Source organism: Pseudoalteromonas sp. CuT4-3 (assembly GCF_035666335.1).
Lineage (GTDB): Bacteria > Pseudomonadota > Gammaproteobacteria > Enterobacterales > Alteromonadaceae > Pseudoalteromonas > Pseudoalteromonas atlantica.
Genome location: NZ_CP142030.1, coordinates 3,561,101 through 3,585,386, shown reverse-complemented (window position 1 = coordinate 3,585,386; position 24,286 = coordinate 3,561,101). Strand labels below are relative to the sequence as shown.

Below are 24,286 nucleotides of genomic sequence, written 5' to 3'. Positions count from 1 at the left end.
GTAAAGTAAGCTAAAAGGGGCGCAAGATGGAAGGTATGAACATTACCATGACACTGCTATCGTGCTTGGCGTTTATGGCGCTGGTAGGATATATTTCGTACCAAAAAACCAAAGGGGAAGTTAACACCCAAGACGGCTACTTTTTAGCGGGGCGTGGTTTAACGGGTACATTTATAGCGGGGTCGATGATCCTCACTAACTTATCGGCCGAACAACTTATTGGCCTAAATGGCTCAGCGTATGGTTACAACCTAAGTTCAATGGCGTGGGAAGTAACAGCTGGGATATCAACCATTATAATGGCGCTGATCTTTTTACCGCGGTATTTAGCCGGCGCGTTTTCTACCCTGCCTGAATTTTTACGGGATCGTTTTGACGATACCGTACGCCGCATGACGGTGATCTTATTTATGGTAGGGTATTGTTTTATAACGATCCCTTCTGTTTTGTACTCAGGATCAATCGCCGTTCTTAGGCTGTTTGATGTGCCCACCTTATTAAACTTAAGCTATCAAGCAAGCTTAATTGTCACCATTATTATTGTGGGCTCCGTGGGCGCTATTTACGCGGTATTCGGCGGTTTAAAGGCGGTTGCAGTATCAGATACCATTAACGGTGTTGGGTTATTAATTATTGGTATTTTAGTGCCTACCCTTGGCATTATTGCCCTTGGCGATGGCAACTTTGCCGATGGCCTAAGCACACTGGTAAACACCGATACCGAAAAGCTCAACGCCATTGGAAGCAGTGACGATCCCGTGCCATTGGGCACCATTTTTACCGGAATGATCCTCGCTAATTTATTTTATTGGGGCACCAATCAGTACGTGATCCAGCGTACACTGGGCGCTAAAAACTTAGTAGAAGGCCAAAAGGGCGTGTTGTTTTCAGGGTACTTTAAAGTGCTAGTACCCTTTATGATGATGATCCCAGGCGTAATTGCGTATCATCTTTATAAGCACGAAAGCTTACAAACCATAGATTTAGCTTACCCACATTTAGTTAAAGATGTACTGCCTCAGTACTTATCTGGGTTCTTTTTAGCGGTGCTATTAGGTGCGGTATTTAGCTCGTTTAATTCGTTGTTAAATAGTGCCGCCACGTTGTTTTGTTTAGATGTATACAAACCCATGAAAAAAGGCAAAGTAAGCGACGAAAAGCTGATTAAAGTGGCCAAAATTACCAGTATTGTAATTGCTGTTTTATCGTTTATTACCGCGCCATTACTGATGTTTGCACCAGAAGGTTTATGGCACATCATTCGTGTATTTACCGGATTTTACAACATTCCGGTCATCACAATTGTGCTCGTGGGGTTATTTACTCGCAAAGTGCCTGCACTGGGCGCTAAAGTGGCTATTGTTTTTCATGTTATTGCCTACACTTTGCTTAAATTTGTGTGGGATGTAGATATTAACTTTATCCATATTTACGCCATATTATTCTTTATTGAGCTGGCCATTATGTTAGGTATTGGCTACTACAAACCTCTTGCCACACCATGGAACTTTACCCGCAAAGCCGAGGTAAACCTAAGCCCGTGGAAATACGCACTGCCTTGCGCGATTGTATTAGTGAGCTTAATTATAAGCTTGTACATACTGTTTTCTCCGCTTGGATTGGTGGGTGGCACCAGCGTGTACTTTGTACCAAGCTTAATTGCTGTTTGGACTAGCGCCTTTGTGCTTAGCTGGTGGAGCGTACGCCGATGGCATACACGTTATACAAATAGCTTGGCGCATATTGGCGTTGCTAAGGCACATAATACCAACTCGCAATAATACTTAATCATTTTGCGGGGCTAAACGTGTCGCTACCTGCGTTAAAAAATTCTCATTTAGAATAACTAAATAGCGAATTTTTTGCCTAGCTATCAACACGTTTTTCCAGCCTCAAAATAGATTACTTAATTAAGCGAGTTGGTATATAACGCGCCGTTATATTCTTTATACAAATTTAAAATCACATTTTATTCACATAATGTTTGCAATAGAACATAAGTTTGTTTAAGTTTATATCTCTTATATAAGACATAAGAGATATAAGGAAAATAACTACAACACTCTGGCACCGCTTTTTAGCAACCCACACACTTGCTAGCGCGGTAATTTAACAGCACACACGCACAATTTGGAGAATGACATGAGAGCTAAAAAGTCCGTCTTAAGCTTGGCAGTCACGTTAGCAATGACAACGGGTTTAGCACTAAGCACGCAAGCACATGCTAAGCAAGAGCAAACTGAGCAACAAGCAGAGCAAAACAATAACGACCAGTTTGAAAAAATTGTTGTTACCTCACAAAAACGAACGCAAAGCCTGAATGAAGTACCGCTTGCGGTGTCTGTGCTTAATAGCGACCAGATTGATTCGGCGTTTGCTAATAACATGGAAGGCCTGCAGTCACTTGTGCCTTCGGTCAGTTTTAGAAAAGGCACCACAACCCGTAACTCAGCACTAACAGTGCGTGGTATTGGTACTATTTCGTTTAGTATTGCTGCTGAGCCAAGTGTGGCAACTGTGGTTGATGGCGTGGTGCTAGGTCGCTCTGGTCAAGCCTTTGCCGATTTATACGATGTATCTCGCATTGAAGTACTGCGCGGCCCACAAGGTACACTATTTGGTAAAAATGCCTCGGCGGGTGTGGTAAACATTACAACCAAAGATCCTTCGTACGACACCACCGGCAGCGTAGAAACCTCGTTTTATCAAGACAACGAATACCGCTTTAAAGGCGTGGTAAGCGGCGGCTTAACCGACGACTTAGCAGCAAGCTTAACCGTGTTTAAAGGTAAGTTTGATGGCTACATTGATAACGTTTACAACAACGAAAAAGTAAACGGTTACGACCGTGAAGGCGCACGTGCTGTATTTAAATACGAGCCAAGCGATGATTTAAACGTAAAATTTATTGCCGAATTTTATAACGCCGACGACGACTGTTGTGCCGATTTAGAAGCCCTGCCAAGTGGCCGTAACCCAGATTCAGACGCAGCCCCTAACAGCAACGGTATTGTTGATGGTGTGGCCGATATTGACCTAGACCAGCGCAAAGTTGATCACGACTATGAATCGCGCACTATTGACAAACACAGCGCGTTTTCGGTACAGGTTGATAAAACTATTGGCGACTACACATACACCTCTATTACTGCGCAGCGCTCGTGGGATAACACCGAATACCGCGAAGGCGACTTTACCTCAATTGCTGGCGACAGTAACGAACCTGTATTTGGTGCGCCATTTCAATTACACGATTTAGGTGCTCAGCAGTGGGATCAGTTTTCGCAAGAATTTAGAGTTACTTCAAACCTAGCGGGTCCGTTTAACTATGTGGCTGGCTTATTTTACTGGAACATGGACTCGCAACGTAACTTTACCCGTGACGCGAGTTGTCAAAATAACGGTGGCCAACTAGACGCTGCAATGGCGTATTACGCACAAAATAACTTAACCGGTGCAGAGCTTGATGCCGCATTGGCCGACTTAGACGCCTACACACAAAGCTTAGGTGTAAGCTGTAATGCTAACGATATTGTATCGGCAACCGCGTACATGAGCACCGAGTTTAACAACTGGGCAGCCTTTGCCGATGGTACTTACGATTTATCTGAAGACTTACGTGTACTGTTTGGTATTCGTTATACCGACGATGAAGTGTCGTACACACACCGCCGTGTAAGCAATGACGAATTTGGTCGCACCGGTGTAGGTGTACGCTCAGCAGCACTAAATACTGACGAATCAGGCAGTGCAGAAGAAACCAATGTGTCGGGTCGTTTAGGTATGCAATACGACCTAGGCGATGGCCAAATGGTTTACGGTACTTACTCGCAAGGCTATAAAGGCCCTGGTTTTAACGTGTACTACAACTTTAATCCAGATAACGATAGCCGCGAAATATCGCCAGAAGAGTCAGATGCATACGAGTTAGGCTACAAATACGCAAGCCGCGACTTTGTATTTAACTTTGCTGTATTTAGAACCGAAATTGAAGGCTTTCAAGCCAATAACTTTGACTGTTCAGACGGTACCTGTATTACCCGTTTAACCAATGCAGGTGATGTAAGTACACAAGGTGCTGAGGTTGACTTTATGTGGGCGGCTACCGATTCACTTACTTTAACTGGTGGTATTGCGTACATTAAGGCCGAAATTGACGAGTTTAATTGTCCGGCAGAGGTAGAAGCAGGTTCATGTACTGACCGCTCTGGCTTAGATGTCCCGTTTTCGCCAGATTTAAAATACTCACTAAGTGCTGATTACTTTATTGAAACAGAGCACGACTTTAATATTCATATAAACGGCTCTTACATTTACACCGACGAGCAATACTCAGACCTACCAAACAATGTAGGCGAGTTTAACCCAGCAGCGTTACTGCCAGATTACGGTATTTTAAACGCAAGTGTGGGTTTATCGTTTAAAGATGATGCATTTAGAGTATCGCTTATTGCTAAAAACTTAACCGATGAAAGCTACGTAACCACCTACAGTGGCGACAACTTCCGTTACCAAATTCCGCGTGATGCAGAGCGCTACTTTGGTGTATCGTTTAAGGCACGTTTTTAATTTTATAAATATATCCCTGTGAAAATTGTGCTAAGCGCAGCGTTTAACCCGCTGCGCTTTTTTGTGTCTTAATTTTGTCATGGTTTAGTCATTGTTTTTTAATTAAAAGTACTCTTAGAGGTCACATCTATTTTCTATAGTGCAGCGGTTACTTATTTGAGGTTTACGCTTCAAGCAAAAAATAACCACTACACAATGGGAATAATAAAGGATGAAAATTAAAAAAGTTGCTGCGGCAGTTGGCTTAACGTTTATGTTAAGTGCTGCAAGTCATGCCGATGTATTACCACAAAGCCAAACAGACAATGACTGGTATACAAATGCCCAAACCACACTCGCCACAAAAACTGCGCTTGCACAAAGCCAGCAAACAACAAAAGCTAAAAACGTTATTTTATTTATAGGCGATGGCATGGGTGTATCTACCCTTACCGCAGCACGTATCTTAAAAGGACAAAGAGCGGGCGATTTAGGTGAAGAAGGTTATTTAAGCTTTGAAGAGTTCCCGTACTCAGCACAAGTAAAAACATACAACGTAGATGCACAAACACCAGATTCTGCAGGCACAATGACCGCGATGATCTCTGGGGTTAAAACCGATGTAGGCGTTATTGGTGTAGACGAAGACATAGAGCGCGGTGTGTGTTCAACTGTATCGGGTAATGAACTTTTAACAGCAACAGAACTTGCTGAAATTAAAGGCCTAGCAACCGGTGTTATTTCAACAGCGCGTATTACCCATGCAACGCCAGCGGCAACCTATGCAAAATCGGCAGACCGTAACTGGGAAGATATCTCAGACATGCCAGAAACCGAAACTGCATGTGAAGACATTGCCTCGCAATTGGTTAATTTTGAGAAAAACCTAGAAGCACGTTTTGTAGGTACCGACGTAGACGGCCTTGATTTTGTAATGGGTGGCGGACGTCGTCATTTTTTACCAAAAGATGAAGCAGCTAACTCAGCAGATGCACTTAGCGCTGTAGAGGGCGATCGTACTGATGAGCGTAACTTAGTTACTGAGTGGCAAACACAATACCCACAAGGTACTTATGTTATGGACCAAGCAGGCTTTGATGCTATTGCTGATGATGCCACTAAAGTGTTTGGCTTATTTAACGAATCGCACATGCAATACGAAGCAGACCGCGCAAACGATATTGCCGGCGAGCCATCGCTTAGCGAAATGACCAGCAAAGCAATTGATGTATTAGGTAAAAACGAAAACGGCTTTTTCTTAACCGTTGAATCGGGCCGTATTGACCACGCACACCACGCGGGTAATGCCTACAACGCACTTAACGACACCATTGAATTTGCTAAAGCCGTGCAAGCTGCGGTAGATAATACCAACCCAGAAGAAACCCTTATTTTAGTAACCGCCGATCACAGCCACGTATTTACTATTGCTGGTTACCCTAAACGCGGTAACCCAATTTTAGGCCAAGTAGTTGCCGTAGGCGAAACCACACCAAGCCTTGCTGCCGACGATATGCCTTACACCACAGTAGGCTATGCAAATGGTTTAGGGTTTAGAAACTTAGTTGATGAAACAGATGCCGATGCAGCGTATACAACTGGCCCAGTTGCTGGACGTGTAGAGCTTAGTGGTGTTGATACTACCAATGTTGGCTTTCACCAAGAAACCACTGTCCCTCTTGGCTCAGAAACTCATGCCGGTGAAGATATTTCGCTGCATGCAAAAGGCCCTGGTGCACAGCTAGCTCAAGGCGTAATTGAGCAAAACGTAGTATTTCATTTAATTAATCAAGCTCTTGAACTAACTCAGCAATAATGGCGGCTAACATGAACAAATTAACAGTACTTTCTTTAGCAGTAATGGTCGCGCTAGCAGGTTGTAGTGACGACGACAAAGACGAAAATAATATTCTCGCGGTAGATAACACCATTGCAGTCGGCTCTGAGCAATGTGTTAATGGCGGCGTAGAAACCCAAACTGGCGTAGATACAAACGGCAACGGCGTGCTAGATAGCGACGAAGTTACCTCTTCTAACTTAGTGTGTAATGCACCCGCTACGTCACTTACTAGCGAGCAACTTGCCACCCTAACGACTAACGAATGGTATGGCGATGCACAAACAAAGCTTGCGGCAACACAGCAAGCTAATAGCGAAGTGGTTACTGAGTCGGGCAAAGCGAAAAACGTTATATTATTTGTTGGCGACGGCATGGGAATTTCTACCGTAACAGCTGCACGTATTTTAGCAGGCCAGCTTGAAGGCGGTTTAGGTGAAGACTACCAGTTAAGCTTTGAAAAAATGCCGTACTCAGGCTTTGTTAAAACTTACAACGTAGATGCACAAACGCCGGATTCTGCAGGCACAATGACGGCAATGGTATCAGGTGTTAAAACCGATGTGGGCGTAATTGGCGTGGATGAAGACATTGAACGCGGCGACTGTGCCACGGTAACAGGCAACGAACTGGTTACCTCGTTAGAGCTTGCTGAAATAGCGGGTAAAGCAACCGGCCTTATTTCAACAGCACGTATTACCCATGCAACACCTGCAGCAACGTATGCTAAATCGGCTGACCGTAACTGGGAAGATAACTCAGATATGCCAGAGGGCACTGAAGCCTGTGAAGATATTGCATCGCAACTTGTTAACTTTGAAGCCAACCTAGAGTCGCGTTATGCGGGTATTGATGTAGATGGCATTGATGTTGTAATGGGCGGCGGACGTCGTCACTTTTTACCAAAAGATGAAGCAGCAAACTCAGCCGATGCAGTAAGCGCAGTAGAAGGCGACCGTACTGATGGCCGCAACCTAGTAACTGAGTGGCAAACAACTTACCCAAGCGGCACTTACGTTATGGACCAAACCGGTTTTGATGCAATTAGCGACGATGCCACTAAAGTATTTGGTTTATTTAACGAATCGCACATGCAATACGAAGCCGACCGCGCAAACGATGTAGCGGGCGAGCCGTCGCTTAGCGAAATGACCGAAAAAGCAATTAACGTACTAGATAACAACGACAATGGCTTTTTCTTATCGGTAGAAGCAGGTCGTATTGACCACGCGCACCATGCGGGTAATGCCTACAATGCCCTAAACGACACAGTAGAATTTGCAAAAGCTGTGCAAGTGGCAATGGAAAACACTAACCCAGAAGAAACGCTAATAGTAGTAACTGCCGATCACAGCCACGTATTTACTATTGCAGGCTACCCTAAACGTGGTAACCCAATATTAGGTAAAGTTGTTGCCGTAGGCGAAACCGAGCCAAGCCTAGCTGCCGACGATATGCCATACACCACAGTTGGCTACACCAACGGTGGCGGCTTTAGAGATTTAGGCGATGAAACCGATGCCGATGCAGGTTATGCATTTGCACCTGTTACAGGGCGTGTAGATTTAACCGATGTTGATACAACTTCAGCGGGCTTTCACCAAGAGGCACTTGTACCACTTGGCTCAGAAACTCACGCAGGTGAAGATGTTGGCGTATATGCAATGGGCCCAGGCGCTCACTTAGTTACAGGCACTAACGAGCAAAGCTTTTTATTCCATGTAATGGACTTTGCAGCAGACTTAGTAACTACCGCTGATGAAAAAGTAACGCCATAAGTAATTTAATACGTACGCTCAGCACATAAAGTACGTATTAAAAATGAGGTATTTAAAAACAACTCGTACGCTGTGCGAGTTGTTTTTTTATGTCATAAAAATGCCACTGTAAATGGGTATGGTAATGCCTATTACAGTGACGTTTAAATAAGAGATAATTTAATGAAACTAGCATTATTTTTAATGGCAACCCTTGCCAGTACCAGCACCCTAGCGCAGCAATGTAAAATTGATAGCGCGCATTTAAAAGCCGACTATAAAATTACCAATACTCATAAAAACGAGCAAAGCACGCAATCACTTACGCTTTGGCGAAACAACTCACAAGTTGCGCATCAGCGTGAGGTAATTACTGAGCTTTGGCAGCACTTAGCTAACAAGCAAATTCGCCCAATTCGTTATTTTAATGCCCAACAACGCGGTATTGAGTATCAGCCATCTGAGGTACGCGGTGTACAAAGTTGGAGCGCTAAAAATCAGCTCGTGGATACGCATTTAATCGAAAAAATGACCCTAGTAAACACCCAAGGCAGCGGCTGCGATGAAGTAAAAAACTACACACTTACTGAGGGCGACAACCAATTTAAACTCGCTTTATTTACTAAATCAAACTTGGTTAAAAGCTTTAGCGTAACCAATAAAAAAAGCGATACCCATACTTTGCTAAGCCTTAACGATGTAAACAGCAATAAAGCAGAAATAACCTCACAGTTTGCCAAATGGGATCGCTTTCAAACCACCGATTATGCCGACATTGGCGATAACGAAAACGACCCGTTTTTAGCAAAAATGATCAACCTAGGCTTTATAGAACACGGCGCAACGGGGTTTTATAATCAGCAAGGTAAAGCGATTCAAGGTGGACACCACCACTAGGTTTTAGCGTTTTTAAATGTAGTAGCTCATAGCTGAAAGAATGACAGTTATGAGCTACAAGTAGGTATTTAAAAGTAGATTAATTTTAGCCATTCCCGCCCAAGTAATACTGCAAACAGTTTCCCATTTTTATAAAACGCACACCGCCTGCCGCATAAGATTTATAGTTGGTAATAATTTATACTATTTGATACTAATAGAAGTTCACACAATAGGGACATTTAATTGCTAAGGGAAGTTTATGCCAGAATTCAAAATCTTAAACAACATCCTTGATTATATGGAATCTAAGGGGCTTACATATAAGAGTGTAGTAGTCACTATTAATGAGGAACTTGTTGAGGAAGTAAATACTATAAATAAAAGCTCCCACACTTTAGAAGAATTACAAAAGGCGGCAGATAAGTGTTTTGCTCATGAATGGCTCAAACGTAGAGGTGAGGGTGGGGATAAATATACTCACTTATATATAACACCAAAAGGCATTGGAGCTGCGAGGTCAAAACAAAGGTCTGAGGAATTAAAAAAATCTCGTTCTTTTCTGAAAAAAACTTCTGATTATATTGAAGAGCACAAAGGATTATTTATTGTCTTCGGTTTCTTATTAACACTCGCTACATTCGCACTGAAAATCTTCGGAGATAAGTAATGAATAATAAAAAATTTACGATCTCTTTGAAATGTTTGTTTTGTGACAGCGAGCTTCAGAATGATTCTGAAATAGAGTTCAGTTCTGGCGATATGCTTGAGTGCAAAGAATGTGGTGAGCTAAATGATTACGATGCATTGGTTGACGTTGCAATTGATGAAGGCAAAGAGCTCGCTGAAAAACATGCAAAAGAAGAAATTGAAAAAATGTTCAAAAAGACATTTAAGTAAACGTAATCTTATAAATAAAATACAAACACTATCGCCTGACACTACTCAATATGAGAATCATCAGGCTTTTTAGGTCTATCAGCTAGCTCTGTTAGGCCGTCTTCACAGTCGCCGCTGTCGCAGGTATTTAAATCACTTTGTGCCTGCTTGTCTTGTTGCAGTACTTGTTTTAAATCTTCCATACGTTGGCGCACGGCTACGCCGTAGCTGGCGTCGTCGCCCCACAGTTTGGCTAGTTGCAATACGGCAGCGCGGTCGTGGTCTCTAAATAGTTTTCCGGCGCGCTGGGCATCTTCTTTATTGTTACCTAATAGCTCTAATGCATCTACCGCTAGGTTAATGGCGGAGTCGACCGTTTCACGGTTAAACGCATCTACTTTTAAATTAAGTAATTGATAGGCGTGGCGGCGGTCGATAGCGCGGGCAACAATTTTAAGCTGCGGGTAGTTTTTATGCGCAAGCTTAATAATTTCGAGGGTTTTGTCTGCATCATCTATTGCCACAATTAGCATTTGCACGGTGTGCGCGCCTGCGGCTTCTAGCAGCTTTTGGCGGGCAGCATCACCATAAAATACGGTATTGCCAAAGCGGCGTAGGAGTTCTATTTGGCTTGGGCTGTGATCAAGTACAGTAATTTCGTAGCCTTGGGCGTGTAATAAACGCCCCATAATTTGCCCAAAGCGCCCGTAGCCTGCAATTATAACGTGTTTAGCGCTGCTAATTTGCTCGGGCTTGTCAAACTCGGGCGCACTGTTACTGGTACGTTTTTGTAGCTGCTCGTAAGCCATTAATAACAGTGGCGCAACCAACATTGAAACAGCCACCACTAACGTCACGAGGCTTGTTTGCTCTGGCGTTAATATGCTTAATGTAGTGGTTACGCTTAAAAGTACAAAGGCAAATTCGCCGCCTTGTGCCAGCGCTAATGCAAACAGTAAACGCTGCTTTTTACTAATATTAAAGGTGATGGCAAGGGCAAATAAAATGCAGGCTTTTACTACAATAAGCAGTGCAACGAGTGCAATAACGGTTGTAAATTCATTCGCTAATAATTCAAAGTTGATTGATGCGCCAACAGTGATAAAAAACAGCCCTAACAGTAGGCCTTTAAAGGGCTCTATATCGGCTTCTAGCTCGTGTCTAAACTCGCTTTCGGCAAGGACTACACCGGCTAAAAATGTACCGAGTGCTGGTGATAAACCAATACTTTGCATCACAAGGGCAATCGCCACCACTAAAAATAGCGCAAAAATAGTAAATATTTCACGCATGTGGGTTTGCGCTATGTATCTAAATAACGGGGCCGACACATATTTACCGCCGGCAATAATAGCGGCGATAACCGCTACCGATACGCCTACTTGCTGCCATACCGGCCAGCTTGCAATAATGGAGTCGCTAATGTCTTTTGAGCTACTTTGCGGCGCAAAAGCCAGTAGTGGCAGGAGCGCTAAAATAGGAATAATGGCGATGTCTTGAAATAATAAAACCGAGAATGCATTTTGCCCGGCTTCTTGCTTTAGCCAGCCTTTTTCTTCAAGGCTTTGCAGTACAATAGCGGTTGATGACAGCGCCAGCATTAGGCCAATGGCGAGGGCGGTTTGCCAATGCATGGTAAAAACCCAATAACAAAACGCAAAAATAGCCGCGGCGGTAAGTACGACCTGTAAGCCGCCAAGCCCTAATATTGAATGGCGAAGCTTCCATAAACGGGCTGGTTGTAGCTCAAGGCCAACCAAAAACAGCATCATTACTACGCCAAATTCGGCAAAGTGCATTACATCTGTTTGATCCCCCACAATACCCAGGGCGTAAGGGCCAATGAGTATGCCCGCAATTAAATAACCAAGTACCGAGCCAAGTCCCACTCGCTTGGCAATAGGTACAGCCACTATGGCCGCCGCTAAGTAAATTAAAGCTATTTCTAACACGCGTATATCCTAATAGTATCAAGGCTTTTAGCATGGCTTAGTGGCTTTAAAAATACAATGGGTCATGTGGCTGAAAATGGATCATTTAGTCATAATTAATCGGCTACTTTTACTGGGCCGTTAATGTTATCAATGCTTACATCGCCTGAGCCCGATTCGGTAATAGTAAGCCCCATAGCGTGGTTTACACGAATGTCGCCCGAACCATCTTCAATGGTTACGCTTGCTTGCACATGCTCAATGACTAAATCGCCAGAGTTATCGTCTACATCTACTGCGCCATTAATATTATTAATAGCAATGCTGCCGGAGCCGTCTTCAACAGTTAAGGTGCCGCGCACATTGCTAATGCGCATATCGCCCGAGCCATCATCAACTACGGCGTTGCCGCTAACATTATTAATATTTACGCTGCCAGAGCCATCGGTAATCGCTAAGTTACCGGTGATGTTTTCAAGAGTAATATCGCCTGAGCCATCTTCAATAGTAAGGTTTTTAGCGCTGTTGATAGATAAGCTGCCAGAGCCGTCTTCTACGTTAATGTTATTTTGCATGGCGCTTATTGCAATGTCGCCAGAGCCATCATCAATATCGAGCATTAAATTACTAGGCACGGTAACCACTAAATCAATGTGTGGCGATTGGCCGCTGTAAAAACGCATACCGCTGGCAGTATTGTTGTTTGCAACTAAGGTAGCTTGTTTGCCATTTTGCTCAAGGGTAAGTGTGTATTCGTCTTCAATGTTGGCGGTAAAAATTGTGGCATCTACACTTATGCTGGTGGCATTGGGCGAGCCTTTTATTTTAAGAGAGCCTGCACCGCTTAATACGTTTAAGTATTCTAGATTACTGCTTGGCAGTGATAACTGCTGAGTTTGTTTTACTGAGGCAACGCTTGGCGATATATGAAACACACAGCCGCTTAATAATAAAATGCCGCCAATAAGTGAAAGTGGTTTTGTAATGTTAGATACAGTTGATGAACTCATGTTTAGTCCTTTGTGTTTGTTATTTATGCATGTTTTGTATAAGCATAGTAGAGCAAAAACGAGACCAACTGTAAGTCTTTGATTTTATTGGGGAGAGATGTGTTTATGAAAAGTGGATTTACTAATAAGTGGTTAAATACACTAAGAAGTAATTAAAAAAGGATGCACATGGCATCCTTTTTAAGTGTTTGCTTTTAGGTTATTTATTAAAAGCTGTAAGTAATATTACCGTATAGGAAACGCCCGTCTAATCCGTACGGTGCATATGGCGTGTACGGGAATATTTGGCCAAAGTCAGAGTAACCAATGTTATCTACCGTTGCTTGTGGGTACTGATCGAACAAGTTGTTTGCACCTACTGCAAATTTCCAGTATTCGTCTGGGCGGTAGGCTACTTCTAGGTCGGTGATCCATTTAGGGTCAATGTACTCATCGCGATCGGCGGTAGTTGAAATATCAGCCACTTCACCGTAGCGCGTTGCACGAAGGGTGGTTTGCCATTCGTTAAAGTTCCATACTGCTGATAGGTTCCATTTGCTATCTGGCGTGCCTTCTTCAAAGCGGCCTACTTCGCGGCGCGCAAATACAACGTAGTCGTCACCTAGTGAGTTTAGCTCGCTTGGGTTGTCGTCTACGTGCGTTACTTCGGTATCGTTAAAGTTAGCCGCTACGTTTAAGCGTAAGTCACCTAAATCACTTAAATCTAAGTTGTAGGTAGCAACAATATCAACACCTTGCGTGCGCGAGTCGATAGCGTTAGTAAAGTAACGTACGCTTTCTGTGTTTAGCTCGCCGGCATTTTGCAGTATTTCTACTACAGCATCGCCCTCTAGGTTTTCAGACAATACAATACGGTCATCAATATCAATGCGGTAGGCATCTACAGTTAGGCTAAAGCTGCCTTGTGTGTACATAAAGCCTGCCGTTACGTTTACTGACTCTTCGGCATCTAGTTGTTCAGCACCTAGCGCTTGCGCTGCCGCTGAATCGGTAGGGAATAAACCTACTTCAAACGGTTGGTTGTTCTCAAGCACGGTAGAGATTTGGCGGTACGAGCTTTGCGCAAGTGATGGAGCACGGAAACCTGTGCTAATTGCACCACGCAATGATAGGTTTTCGTTAATGCTGTAACGCGACGCAAGCTTTGATGTAAACGTATCGCCAAAGTCGGTGTAATCTTCGTAGCGACCCGCTAAAACAAGGTTCCAGTCTTCTGTTAGGTAAGTATCAAACTCAACAAATACAGCTACGTTATGGCGGCTTTCATCGGTTACGCTTTCTGGGCCAAAACCAGCTAATACTTGAGCGCCACCGGCAGCAATTGGATTGCCATCGCTATCTAAAGCGGTAATGTAAGAGGCTTCTTCGCCTTGCTCAATTTTGTAGCTTTCGTGACGGTACTCTGCACCTACAGTAAAAAATACGTCATCTGGCAAGCCAAAATCTAGCACTGTATTTGCCGTAGCGTTTACTAAAAACTGATCGTAAACCAATGCGCCGTTGTCAAATTCGGTTGGGCTGTCGGCACCTAGTGATGTATTTATACTATTTACAACGCCGAAACCAAAGTCGTTACGGCCGTAGTTGGTACTTACATCCCATGTCCATTCGCCAGTTTCGCCTTGCAGGCCTAGGGCAAATGAGTAATCTTGTACGTCGGTTTCAATTTGCGGTAAAAAGCCGTCTGGGTACACTTCTAACACGTTGCGGCTGTCGTTTGCACGGCGGTAAAAACCACCTGAGTTACCTTCGCGTTTTGAGTAGCTACCAAACGAGTACAGGTTATAGCCGTTATCAAAGTCGTAACCCATGTTGTAAAACAGTGCGTAGTCTTCAAGCTCTGCTTTACCAAAACGGTGGTTGTAACGGTCGATAGTAAATTCGCGTGGGTCTAGGCTGCCATCTTCCAGGCGGTCGTATTGCTCGCGCGGGTCAAAGCCTGAGCGCTGCGTAGAGTCGTTATCACGATACTCAATTGATACGTTCACAAAGCCGTTATCTAAAAGCTCAAAACCAGAGTTTGCGCTAATTGTACGGCTTGCGCCGTCGTTTACTTCGCGGTCGGCACCGGTATTAAATGCAAGGTTGCCATCGGCATCTGCGTAGGTGCTTTCTAGCTGAGGTACGCCAGCCATTTGGGTGTCGTACTCGCCGTAGGTTACGCTTACGCTGCCCCCTTCTGAGGCATCTTTAAGTACAATGTTAATTACACCGGCAATGGCGTCTGAGCCGTACTGCGCTGCTGCGCCATCACGTAGTACTTCTACGCGTTTAATGGCTGATGTTGGGATCATGTTTAAGTCAACAGCGGTAGAACCACGGCCAACAACACCCGCTAAGTTTAATAGCGCGCCAGCGTGGCGGCGTTTACCATTAATAAGCACTAGGGTGTGATCGGGTGCTAAACCACGTAATACAGCAGGTTTAGCGTGGTCTGTACCATCACCCATGGTGGCGCTTGGGTAGTTAAAGCTAGGTACTTGGTTGGCCAGTATTTGGCTAATTTCTAGCTGACCCGTGCTTTGCATATCACCACTGGTAATAATATCTACAGGTACGGTACTTTCGGCAATACTGCGCAGGCTTCTGCGGGTACCGGTAACCGAAATCACTTCAATACTTTCTTGTGCTTGAGTGTCTTGTTCTGCAGCAAATGCAGGAGAATAAGACGCGCCAAGCGCAGAGGTAACGGCCAGGCTAAGTGCTACTTTTTTGGCTGATAATTGCTTTAACATGATGTTGATTCCCTTAAGGGCTGCTGACTATTGATTTTTCAAAGGAGCGCATAATATAGAAGGCACTACCTGTGTGCAAAGATAAAAACTGTCTAAGTTATTCTAAGTTGTTAACAACTAAAATGACAGTTTACGCCCGCTATAGACGTTTAGATCGCTCGAGTTGCAATCTTGTGTCGAATAGCTGCAAATTCAAGGTAAGTTGTCGGTTTTTTTGAAAAACAAAAAAGGTCAAGTTAGGGCGTGTTGCACTTTGCGGATTGAAATTTGTTCAATCTAGGGGCGATTAAATCGCGGCGCGAGGTTTGTAACCTAGTGGGCTAAGTAAAAATCGAGTAAAGCTTCCGCGTCCTGATCACGCCCCTTACCTACATCCATGTAGGCAACAAAGAGTTTATCGCCCCTAGGCAGAACCCGAAGGGCAGCACATGTTTGGCATTTATGCTGCGTTATCGCCTATTTATGGGGAATAACCACACTTCATAGGCTCTGCCTTGCCTAAAAACCAAACACACTGCTGCAAATTCAACCATCAAAGCTCAAAACGCCCTGAAATTTGGCCTTAATTTATTGTGTAAATTGCGTGAAAAAAATTATTCAGGCGCTACTTCTAACGTCGTGAATAAAGCATAACGACCGGCATCTACGCCTTCTTCGTTTACTTTAACTTTGTTAGAGGTTTCGATTAGGTATAGGCCTGGCTCTTTCCAGGTTGTGCTAAACATGCCGTTTTTGTCGGTTGTTACTTTTATTTCGCCACGTTCGTTACGGTAGCGTGTATCGCCTTTTAAAATGCTTACTTCAATGCCTTCGCCCGCTGGCTTGCCATCTTGTAGTAACTGAAAACGCGCTTGCTCGCCAACAAATAAATCGTTTGGATGCGTTGGGCCGCTAAGCTCAAGGCCTAAGCCAAGTTGTGCAGGCTTAGAAGTACCGTTACGGCTTACAAATGTATCTACTGTAGATATAACTTTAGTTGTGGTTACATCTTTTGCATTGCTTGGTAATTTAGCTTCTGACTTTTTACCAAATACGCGCTGGCGCTTACCTTCTTCGTTTTTGTAGAAGGTCATGTACATTGGCTTTTGCGTCATGGCAATGTGGTAAGTACCTTCTTCTTTTAGGCTTACCGCCGCTGAGCTTTTACGCTTTAGGTAATAAGCACGAATGGTCTCAGACACTTCTTCACCGTTTGGTGCAAGGGCCATAAGTAGTGTGTCGTCGTACTCTGCGCCTTTTTCTTTTGGTTTAAAGGCTTTGTCGGGTGCAAATATTTCGTTAGAAATACTCGCGTCAATCATTACGTAGTGCGCTTTGTCGCCAGATAATGACGTGTGCGAAGGTAATAACCAGCGCCCATGTGCACTTGCCGATGTAGATACCAGCGCCGATAAGCTAAGTGCGCCAATTAAAGCCGTTTTTAATAAATTAATTTTCATTGTATTTCCTTAAATTCAAATGATTAAGTAGCAGCTACTTAGTGCTTACGGTTACAAAACTTGTCGAAAATTCTTTTTTACCTTCAATGGTCACTTTGCCTGCTTGTGATAAATCAAGCTCTACGCGGCTGTAATCACGGCCGCCTTCTTCGCGCACAACCTCAATGTTTAAAAGGTATTTGCCAGGTTTTACGGCATTGCCGTCTAAATCTTTACCTTGCCAGTCAATGGTGTAAGTACCTGCACGCTTAGTTGCGCCGCTTATGCCGTCAAAGTTAATGTCGGTTTTACCTGCTTTACGCCACCATTGGCGCAAATCTTTAAACCATTCTGCTTTTTGAACCCATAGCGCAAGCGTCGTTACGTGTTTACGCTTTGGCGTTTCTAGCCAAACAGCTACGTATGGGCGATGGTAAGGTTGTACATCAAGATCGGGTAGGGTTAATTCAATCTCTAGCTGCGGCGTTTGTGCCTGCGCAGTTGTTTGAAATAATGCGGCAACCATTAATAGTGCTGCACTTAGTACCGTACTTACTTTTAACATTAAGACACTCCTTTAATTTGTGGCACCCAACATAAATAAATAACCAAAGGCGTTGCTATGCCTAAAACGGTTATCCATATTCCTGCTAAGCGTTTTTTTCTGTTTTGAAATAAAATAATCATCCCGGTGATTGAAAAAATAATCATCAATACCGCTGAAATATCAATAACCCAGCTCCACACAGCGCCACTGTGGCGGCCTTTGTGTAAATCGCCAATCAGGCTTAAAAAGCCACCGGTTTGGTAATCTAGGTTTAGCTCACCGGTTGTAAAATCAAGCTCTGCGTAAGCAAAACCTGCCGGTAGTGGGTAGTCGAGCATAACCAGCGCGTCTTCTTTTTCCCACTCAATGCTTTTAACTTTAGTGAGCGCGTATTGCTCGGCAAAAAACGCTTCTATGTCTGGGTAGAGGGTGGGTAATGTATCTAGTTGAGTATTCGCTTTAGCCATTAACGCTTGAGGAATAGCGGTGCTTACTTGGCCGTTGCTTTTGTCGTTTTTAAGCCAATCAACATGGTTAAGTACAATGCCGCTAACGCAAAATAAAATAAGCAAAAAAAACAAAGCTGTAGAAATATAAATATGGAGCGCACGGCTTGTGCTGTACAAAGCCCGCTTATTAATAAACGCCATAAAAACAGTAATTAAATTAAATTTAGAACATGATAATCATTTGCATTAACTATTACAAATTTACTTACTTAACTTTACATTAAATTTTTTACTAAACGGTGTGTGCATGCAAAAAAGGGCGGTTATTTAGCACTTGGTGGGTGCGAGGGCCTTAAAATTAGGTAAATTATAACGGCTATTTCAATTACGCCAACAAGGTAAATAACCCAAACAGGGGCGTTTGAGTAAAGCAAAAATACAAAACCAATAAGCATACCAATCGCGGCGTAGCATTTTGCTTTTACAGGCACTACTTTATGCGCTTGCCATTGTTGTAAGGTAACGCCGTAACGAGGGTGGCTAAGTAGCCAGTGTTCAAGCGCCGGTGATGAGCGAGTAAAGCAGGTAAGCGCAAGAATAAAAAAAATGGTGGTAGGCATAACCGGCAGCACAATACCAATAATGCCAAGAGCCACTAACAATAACCCAAGTGCTTTAAGCCATAAGTTTTTATAACAAATAAATACTGCTTTTATATTCACTTAGGCTCTTTTAAGTAATGGCTGTTAGTTAGGATTGTAGGCCAAATAGTTATAAAATCGAACCCTATAAACGCAAAAAAGGGCAAACTAAGTTTGCCCTTTTAAAATACTAAATATGTGTTACTTATTTAGAAGTAGTAACCTACGTTGATGTTAAAGCGACGTTCTGTGTCGCCATCACCTGCAACAGAGCCACCAATAAATGGCTGGTTACGTGCTTGAATAAAGTCAAAGTAAGTAAATAATGCACCGGCCGATACGCTCATGCCTGTTACGTTCATCCACGTATCTGGGCTGTCGTCAGACTTGTCGTAAATAATGCCGTAATCGTTGTAAAATTGAACGCCTGTTACTGGGCCCCAATCAAGCGATAGGTCGTAAGCTACGTTAAAGTTGGTCATGGTTGCTTCGCTTGATACGGTATCGTAGTAATCAAACGCGCCAACTACAAAGCGGTTGCTGTTGTCGTCTAGGTCGTAGTCGTACTCGCCGTGCTGAAATTGAATATTCCAGTTATTAATTTGGCTGTTTACATGAAACGCCCACGCACCGTAGTTACCCGCACGGTCGTTACCGTCGTGCAAACCACCGCTTAGTAGTGATACGCCAATATCGGTTTTAGCGTTTTCACTGTGCTCAATTTGATACACTGTACGACCAGCAAAGGTGTTGTACTCACCAAGGCGCGAACCTGGTACGTCGTAGGTGCCTTCGGTTGTTGCACGGCTACCAACAATATCGTAAGAGTAACGTTCGTTAACTTCTGAGCTGCCATCAACGCCGCCTACTTCATCATTTTTGAAAAAGCCGAGGTCTAGTTTCCAGTTGTCTTTAAGTTTACGGTTTACTGTTACACCTAAATCAAAGTCATCTTCTAGGCCAACGTAGTAGTTGGTGCTAAAAAAGTAGCTGTGTGAGTTGTATGGGCCGTTACCAAACGGTACAGGTGCAATACCGGCTTGCGCTTCCCAGCCATCTGTAAATTCGTAACCTAAGTATGCATACTTAACAATGGTCATGTAATCGTAAAAACGAAAATCACCATTTACAGAAATATCGCTAATTTCACCCGATAAGTTAAGGCGAAATACTTCAAAGTCTAAATCGCCGCCACGGTCTTGCGTGTCTTCATCGTAGGTGTTTGTGCTGTAGTTAAAACGTACGGCACCGCCAATTTTAATGCCTTCATCTTCTTGTTCAGGCGCAGCTGCGGCAACAACAACTTCTTTGTTGTCGGCCTTTTTACTGATCTCGGCAACTTGTTGTTCGTGTTGCTTGTTGATTTGGCTTTGCTTTGATTTTTCATCAGCAAGCTGCTGTTCAAGCAACTGCATTTGTTGCTTAAGCTGCTTTAATTGGCTTTGTAGTGTGTCGAGATCGGCTGCATGAGCAGTGCTTGCTGCACCGCCAAGCATTAGTGCTAGCGTTAATTTTGAGAGTTTAGTCATTGTTGATGCTCAGGTTTTGATTAAAAAATAAAAAAATTCAAGGTGCCCAAAAGCCCCTTACGAATGATGTAAGAACTAATTTAAATTTATTTTTTATTTTTTTTATTTATTTGGTGTTTGAGTTAACGCGCCTACCTCTAACAGAGGTGATGCATCTAACTTATCAGCATCCATCATTGCTGCAACACGTTGCATAGATGAAAGCAATAAACTTTGCTCCCACTCTGCAAGTGCAGAAAACTTTTCAATAAAGTGTTCTTGCAGTGGCTGAGGTGCTTTTTCTAGTAACTCTTTCCCTTGCTCGGTGAGGTATAAGCTCACTCGGCGTTTATCCATTTGACTACGAACGCGTGTTACAAGGTTTCTGCTTTCTATTCTATCAAGAATATTAGTTACAGTAGCCGGGCTTAAGTTAACATTCTGAGCGATACGGCTTGCTGTTATTCCATCGGTGTGCGCTACTTCTTGCATTATAAGCAATTGTGGGCCTGTTAAACCTGATGTTTTATTTAGCTGCTTAGAATGTAAGTCAATCGCGCGGATTACTTTACGTAAAGAAACTAATAATTCGTCATATTTTTGCATTTGCTTATCTCGTCGATGGGCCAAAGGTGTGCCGTAATCGCGAAATGTTACACATCAAATAAATTGAATTCAAATAATAAATTAAGCTTGAGCCCATGTTTATTGGTTTTTATTAGTTTGAGCAGAAACTAAAATAGTATAATTTTGTTTAAAACTTATTAAATGTTATTAGCATATTGTTTGCATTGTGGTGCGCACACTACGTATGTTGTGAATAATTGGCAAGTCTTATGGTTTAGACTTTAGTATTATACCCACCTGCATTAATACCTTAATAAATTTAACATGCGTTTGCCTAAGCTTAGCCGCGGTTTTACTGCCTTAAAGCATGGCCATTATTTATACGCATTAGTGTTATTAATAACAGCTGTTATTAATTGGTAATTGTTTGTAAGTTAGCTGTGTATGTATTAATCGCCAATGAACAAATTATGCACGCAATGTTTAGTGAGTATAGCGTATACTTTGCACATGCATTATTGTTTATATGCACATGTTAAAATCTTTAATATCAGCATTGTAGGGAAAAACATGAAATTATCGCCATCAGTTAGCATTGAACAAAGCGAAACCGGCCTAGAGTTTATAAAAGTTGCGAGCTCAAAGTGTGATGCAAAAATATTTTTGCAAGGCGGGCAAATTACCGAGTTCATCCCAAAAAATAACAAGCCACTTATTTGGGTCTCTAAAAATGAGACGTTTCAAGAAGGGGTGAGCATTCGCGGTGGTATTCCTATTTGTTGGCCTTGGTTTGGTAATCATGAAAACCAAGATTGGCCAGCACATGGCTTTGCACGTACCAGTTTATGGCAAGCTGATGCTGTGCATGAAGATGATGAACACATTACAATTAGCTTAAACTTACCCATGAAATTAGTTAACCCAACGTATTGGCCGCACCAATCGGCGTTAAAGGTTGAGTTTGTATTGAGCGAGCAATTACAGGTGCGTTTAACAACCACTAATTTAAGTAATAGCCCTTTTAGCTATACGCAGGCTTTGCACAGCTATTTTCCTACCTCAGATATAAAACACACCCATGTAGAAGGTTTACAAGGCGCGCAATATATTGAATTTGGTGAAGGGCCGTTTGCGCAAAATGCGCCAGTGGAGTTTACCCGCGAAACCGATATGGTTTATACCCAGGCCGCTAAGCAGCAACACATTCACACCCCAGATGGGATTATTAATGTAAGCCGCGAGAACTCAAGCTCGTGTGTGCTGTGGAACCCATGGATAGAAAAATCTAAGCGTTTATCTAATTTTGCTGACGATGAATACCTGAGCATGGTGTGTTTAGAAGCCGCCAATGTGTTAGAAGATAACGTGACACTTGAGCCTAAACAAAGCCATACGTTAGTTACTACAATCAGCTGGGCTAATAGTCAGTAAATAGGAAAGGTACTTAAAATCGTGTTTGATAATCAGCAAGTAATGGATTTACCAAAGCATAGCGAAATACAGCTCAACCCCTTGGCCGATAAAGCGTTACTACACGTGCAACTTAATTGGCTGGCGTTTTACATTCCTTTTTGCGCGGTACTGTTTGCTGTTTGTTACTTTAACGAAGCGTTTGCTAACAAAGCGCAAACCTACTTGCTGATAGGCGTGCCTATTTTAATATTGCTTTCAATGCTTTATAACGCCCTGAGTATTAAGCTGCAGGGCTTTGCGCTGCGCAATCACGATATTGCGTTTAAAAAAGGGGTTATTTGGCAGCAAATAACTATTTTGCCCCTCGCGCGCGTACAGCATATGGAAATTCACCAAGGCCCCATTGAGCGAAAACTAAAGTTAGCCAGCTTAAAGTTATTTAGTGCGGGCGGGGTCAGTGCTGATTTACAAATAAGTGGCTTAACCCACGAGCAGTGCAAAAACATACGCCAATTTGTACAAAATTATCGCCAAGACGACACACCCGCGCAGGTTGAATTAGCAAATGAGTAATACCATTAGCGAGGAGCAAAGTAGCTCACTACATTGGCAAAAAGTATCGCCTTGGGCGGTATTGTATTTTGTGGTGTATTTTAGCGTGCGCTTTGTAAAAGACGGGCTTTTAAACCTGCTGCCCATGCTTGTGGTGTTTGTAACACAAGTAGAAAACAAGCTATTTTGGGCGCAAGTTGTAGGTGCTATTGCGATAGTGACACTGCTAATATATTCAATTTTATATTACATAAATTTTAAGTTTTGTATTAGCGACGATCACGAAATTTTGCTTAACAAAGGGGTGTTTAAAAAAGAGCGCCTAACGTTAAAATTTTCGCGTGTGCAAAACGTAAATATTGCTGAGCCCTTTTATTTTACGCCCGTTAATTTGGTTAATTGTATTTTTGATGCCGCAGGCAGCGTAACCCAAGAGGCGGTATTGCCAGGTGTTACCAAAGCCTATGCACAGCAAATGCGTAAACAAATTTTTGCCTTTAAGGCGCAGCAGCAACCCGACGAGAAAACACCCTCAAGCGAGCATTTTGAAGCAGAAAATAGCTTACGTATCAGTAATAAAGAAATCGCTAAATTTGGCTTAATGTCTAATATGGCTATATTAGCAATGGCCGCTATTGCGCCTTTTATAAATGTGTTGGTAGATTTTTTAGAGCAGCAAATTATTGCTAAGGTAGAGGGGTTTTATCAGCAAGAGCTTGGTTTACTAGCAAGTGCTGCAACCTTTGCCATGATAACGCTTATTGCTTTGCTTGTTTTAACGGCTGTGATGTTGTCGGTAGGTATGTCGCTTATTCGTTTTTATAACTTTGAGCTTTACTTTAAAGGCCAAAAATTTAAACGTATTGCCGGCTTATTAGAGCGCCATCAGTTGTCTATGAGCATGGATAAAGTGCAATCTATAGTTATAAAACAAAACCTAATGGGGCGGTTACTAAAGCGTTTTACCGTTGAGTGCTTACAAGCTAGTAGCGGGGGTATAGCGGCGGGCGTGGCTGCTAAAAAAAATAAACAAACCTTAGTGTTACCCGTTTTAAATAGCGAGCAAGTAGATAGCGTTTGCCAATGGATTTACCCGTGGTTTAATAGCAAAAAATTGCAGTTTAACGGCGCAGAACGTGCCTTACTTTATAAAAACTTGAGCTTTTATGCCTTAATTCCAAGCGCTATTGTGCTGTTAGGTTGTTATTTAGGCGACTTTAATGCCTGGCTTAGCTTGGGAGTATTACTTATTTTAGCGGGATTAGTAACGCTTGCTTATCAGCGTTATGGCTATTATTTGCATGAAGACAACGGCCGTTTTTACATGGTGGTACGTAAAGGTATGATAGGGGTGCATTACCGTGTGTTTGAACTGTATAAAGCACAAAGTGCACGCAGTATTAGTACCTACTTTATGCGCCGCGCAGGGCTTAAAAGCCTGTATATACAACTTGCATCAGGGTTTGCCTTTATGCCCTATATAAAGCAGCAAGATGCTGATTACATAATTGATTTTACTCTTTATCAGGCGGAGTCAACGCAGCGCAACTGGATGTAGTTATACCAATCGACTTACATATTTAGCCTTTTTAGGTTGCCAAATAAAGCGTTAACGGCG

19 protein-coding genes are annotated in these 24,286 nt (G+C 42.9%); 10 read left to right on the top strand and 9 right to left on the bottom strand.

Features of this window, described 5'->3' with window-relative positions:
- Nucleotides 1–26: 26 nt before the first annotated feature.
- From VOI46_RS16605 to VOI46_RS16575, 7 genes are all read left to right on the top strand, one after another.
- Nucleotides 27–1,781 (top strand): solute:sodium symporter family transporter, encoded by a 1,755-nt coding sequence (locus tag VOI46_RS16605; protein WP_004586026.1) that lies wholly within the window; start codon nt 27–29, stop codon nt 1,779–1,781.
- A gap of 361 nt (nt 1,782–2,142) precedes the next feature.
- Entirely contained in the window at nt 2,143–4,569 is a 2,427-nt protein-coding gene (locus VOI46_RS16600) for a TonB-dependent receptor (RefSeq protein WP_004586025.1), read from the top strand.
- A gap of 211 nt (nt 4,570–4,780) precedes the next feature.
- Entirely contained in the window at nt 4,781–6,364 is a 1,584-nt protein-coding gene (locus VOI46_RS16595) for an alkaline phosphatase (RefSeq protein ID WP_004586024.1), read from the top strand.
- 11 nt (nt 6,365–6,375) lie between these two features.
- Nucleotides 6,376–8,163 carry an alkaline phosphatase gene (locus tag VOI46_RS16590; RefSeq protein ID WP_039972107.1) on the top strand — a complete coding sequence of 596 codons (1,788 nt, stop codon included), beginning with the start codon at nt 6,376–6,378 and terminating at the stop codon, nt 8,161–8,163.
- A 162-nt stretch (nt 8,164–8,325) separates the two neighbouring features.
- Complete coding sequence (locus tag VOI46_RS16585) at nt 8,326–9,039, top strand: hypothetical protein (RefSeq protein WP_282337676.1); 714 nt, start codon at nt 8,326–8,328, stop codon at nt 9,037–9,039.
- Between the two features lie 241 nt (nt 9,040–9,280).
- The gene (locus VOI46_RS16580; RefSeq protein WP_004586021.1) at nt 9,281–9,688 is read left to right on the top strand and encodes a hypothetical protein; all 408 of its coding nucleotides are present in this window, start codon (nt 9,281–9,283) and stop codon (nt 9,686–9,688) included.
- Nucleotides 9,688–9,918 carry a hypothetical protein gene (locus VOI46_RS16575; RefSeq protein WP_004586020.1) on the top strand — a complete coding sequence of 77 codons (231 nt, stop codon included), beginning with the start codon at nt 9,688–9,690 and terminating at the stop codon, nt 9,916–9,918. Before VOI46_RS16580 ends, VOI46_RS16575 begins: the two co-directional genes overlap by 1 nt.
- Before the next feature lie 41 nt (nt 9,919–9,959).
- Here the strand turns inward: VOI46_RS16575 and VOI46_RS16570 are convergent, their stop codons facing one another.
- The 9 genes from VOI46_RS16570 to VOI46_RS16530 all read right to left on the bottom strand — a co-directional run bounded on the left by VOI46_RS16570 (nt 9,960) and on the right by VOI46_RS16530 (nt 20,742).
- Nucleotides 9,960–11,849: a monovalent cation:proton antiporter-2 (CPA2) family protein gene (locus tag VOI46_RS16570; RefSeq protein ID WP_004586019.1), complete on the bottom strand. Its 1,890-nt coding sequence runs from the start codon at nt 11,847–11,849 to the stop codon at nt 9,960–9,962.
- A 95-nt stretch (nt 11,850–11,944) separates the two neighbouring features.
- Entirely contained in the window at nt 11,945–12,838 is an 894-nt protein-coding gene (locus tag VOI46_RS16565) for a DUF4097 family beta strand repeat-containing protein (protein ID WP_004586018.1), read from the bottom strand.
- Between the two features lie 206 nt (nt 12,839–13,044).
- Entirely contained in the window at nt 13,045–15,576 is a 2,532-nt protein-coding gene (locus VOI46_RS16560) for a TonB-dependent receptor (protein WP_086004321.1), read from the bottom strand.
- Nucleotides 15,577–16,166: 590 nt separating this feature from the next.
- On the bottom strand, nt 16,167–17,012 hold the full coding sequence (locus tag VOI46_RS16555; protein ID WP_004586016.1) for a DUF4198 domain-containing protein: 846 nt from the start codon (nt 17,010–17,012) through the stop codon (nt 16,167–16,169).
- 34 nt (nt 17,013–17,046) lie between these two features.
- A complete protein-coding gene (locus VOI46_RS16550) occupies nt 17,047–17,556 on the bottom strand; it encodes a DUF2271 domain-containing protein (protein ID WP_004586015.1) in 510 nt (169 codons plus the stop codon).
- Complete coding sequence (locus VOI46_RS16545) at nt 17,556–18,188, bottom strand: PepSY-associated TM helix domain-containing protein (protein WP_004586014.1); 633 nt, start codon at nt 18,186–18,188, stop codon at nt 17,556–17,558. Before VOI46_RS16545 ends, VOI46_RS16550 begins: the two co-directional genes overlap by 1 nt.
- Nucleotides 18,189–18,310: 122 nt before the next feature.
- Nucleotides 18,311–18,709 carry a YbaN family protein gene (locus VOI46_RS16540; RefSeq protein WP_004586013.1) on the bottom strand — a complete coding sequence of 133 codons (399 nt, stop codon included), beginning with the start codon at nt 18,707–18,709 and terminating at the stop codon, nt 18,311–18,313.
- 128 nt (nt 18,710–18,837) lie between these two features.
- The gene (locus tag VOI46_RS16535; RefSeq protein WP_004586012.1) at nt 18,838–20,157 is read right to left on the bottom strand and encodes a hypothetical protein; all 1,320 of its coding nucleotides are present in this window, start codon (nt 20,155–20,157) and stop codon (nt 18,838–18,840) included.
- 102 nt (nt 20,158–20,259) lie between these two features.
- Nucleotides 20,260–20,742, bottom strand: coding sequence for a MarR family transcriptional regulator (locus VOI46_RS16530; protein WP_004586011.1), 483 nt, complete (start codon nt 20,740–20,742; stop codon nt 20,260–20,262).
- A gap of 531 nt (nt 20,743–21,273) precedes the next feature.
- On the opposite strand from VOI46_RS16530, the gene VOI46_RS16525 reads away from it, so the two are divergent.
- Genes VOI46_RS16525 through VOI46_RS16515 form a run of 3 tightly spaced genes read left to right on the top strand, consistent with a single transcriptional unit; the run spans nt 21,274 to nt 24,226 of the window.
- A complete protein-coding gene (locus VOI46_RS16525; RefSeq protein ID WP_004586010.1) occupies nt 21,274–22,134 on the top strand; it encodes a D-hexose-6-phosphate mutarotase in 861 nt (286 codons plus the stop codon).
- Between the two features lie 21 nt (nt 22,135–22,155).
- Nucleotides 22,156–22,689, top strand: a complete 534-nt coding sequence (locus VOI46_RS16520; RefSeq protein ID WP_282337678.1) for a PH domain-containing protein — start codon at nt 22,156–22,158, stop codon at nt 22,687–22,689.
- Nucleotides 22,682–24,226, top strand: coding sequence for a PH domain-containing protein (locus VOI46_RS16515; RefSeq protein WP_004586008.1), 1,545 nt, complete (start codon nt 22,682–22,684; stop codon nt 24,224–24,226). The genes VOI46_RS16520 and VOI46_RS16515 overlap by 8 nt, the downstream gene beginning before the upstream one ends.
- The last annotated feature ends 60 nt before the right edge of the window (nt 24,227–24,286 follow it).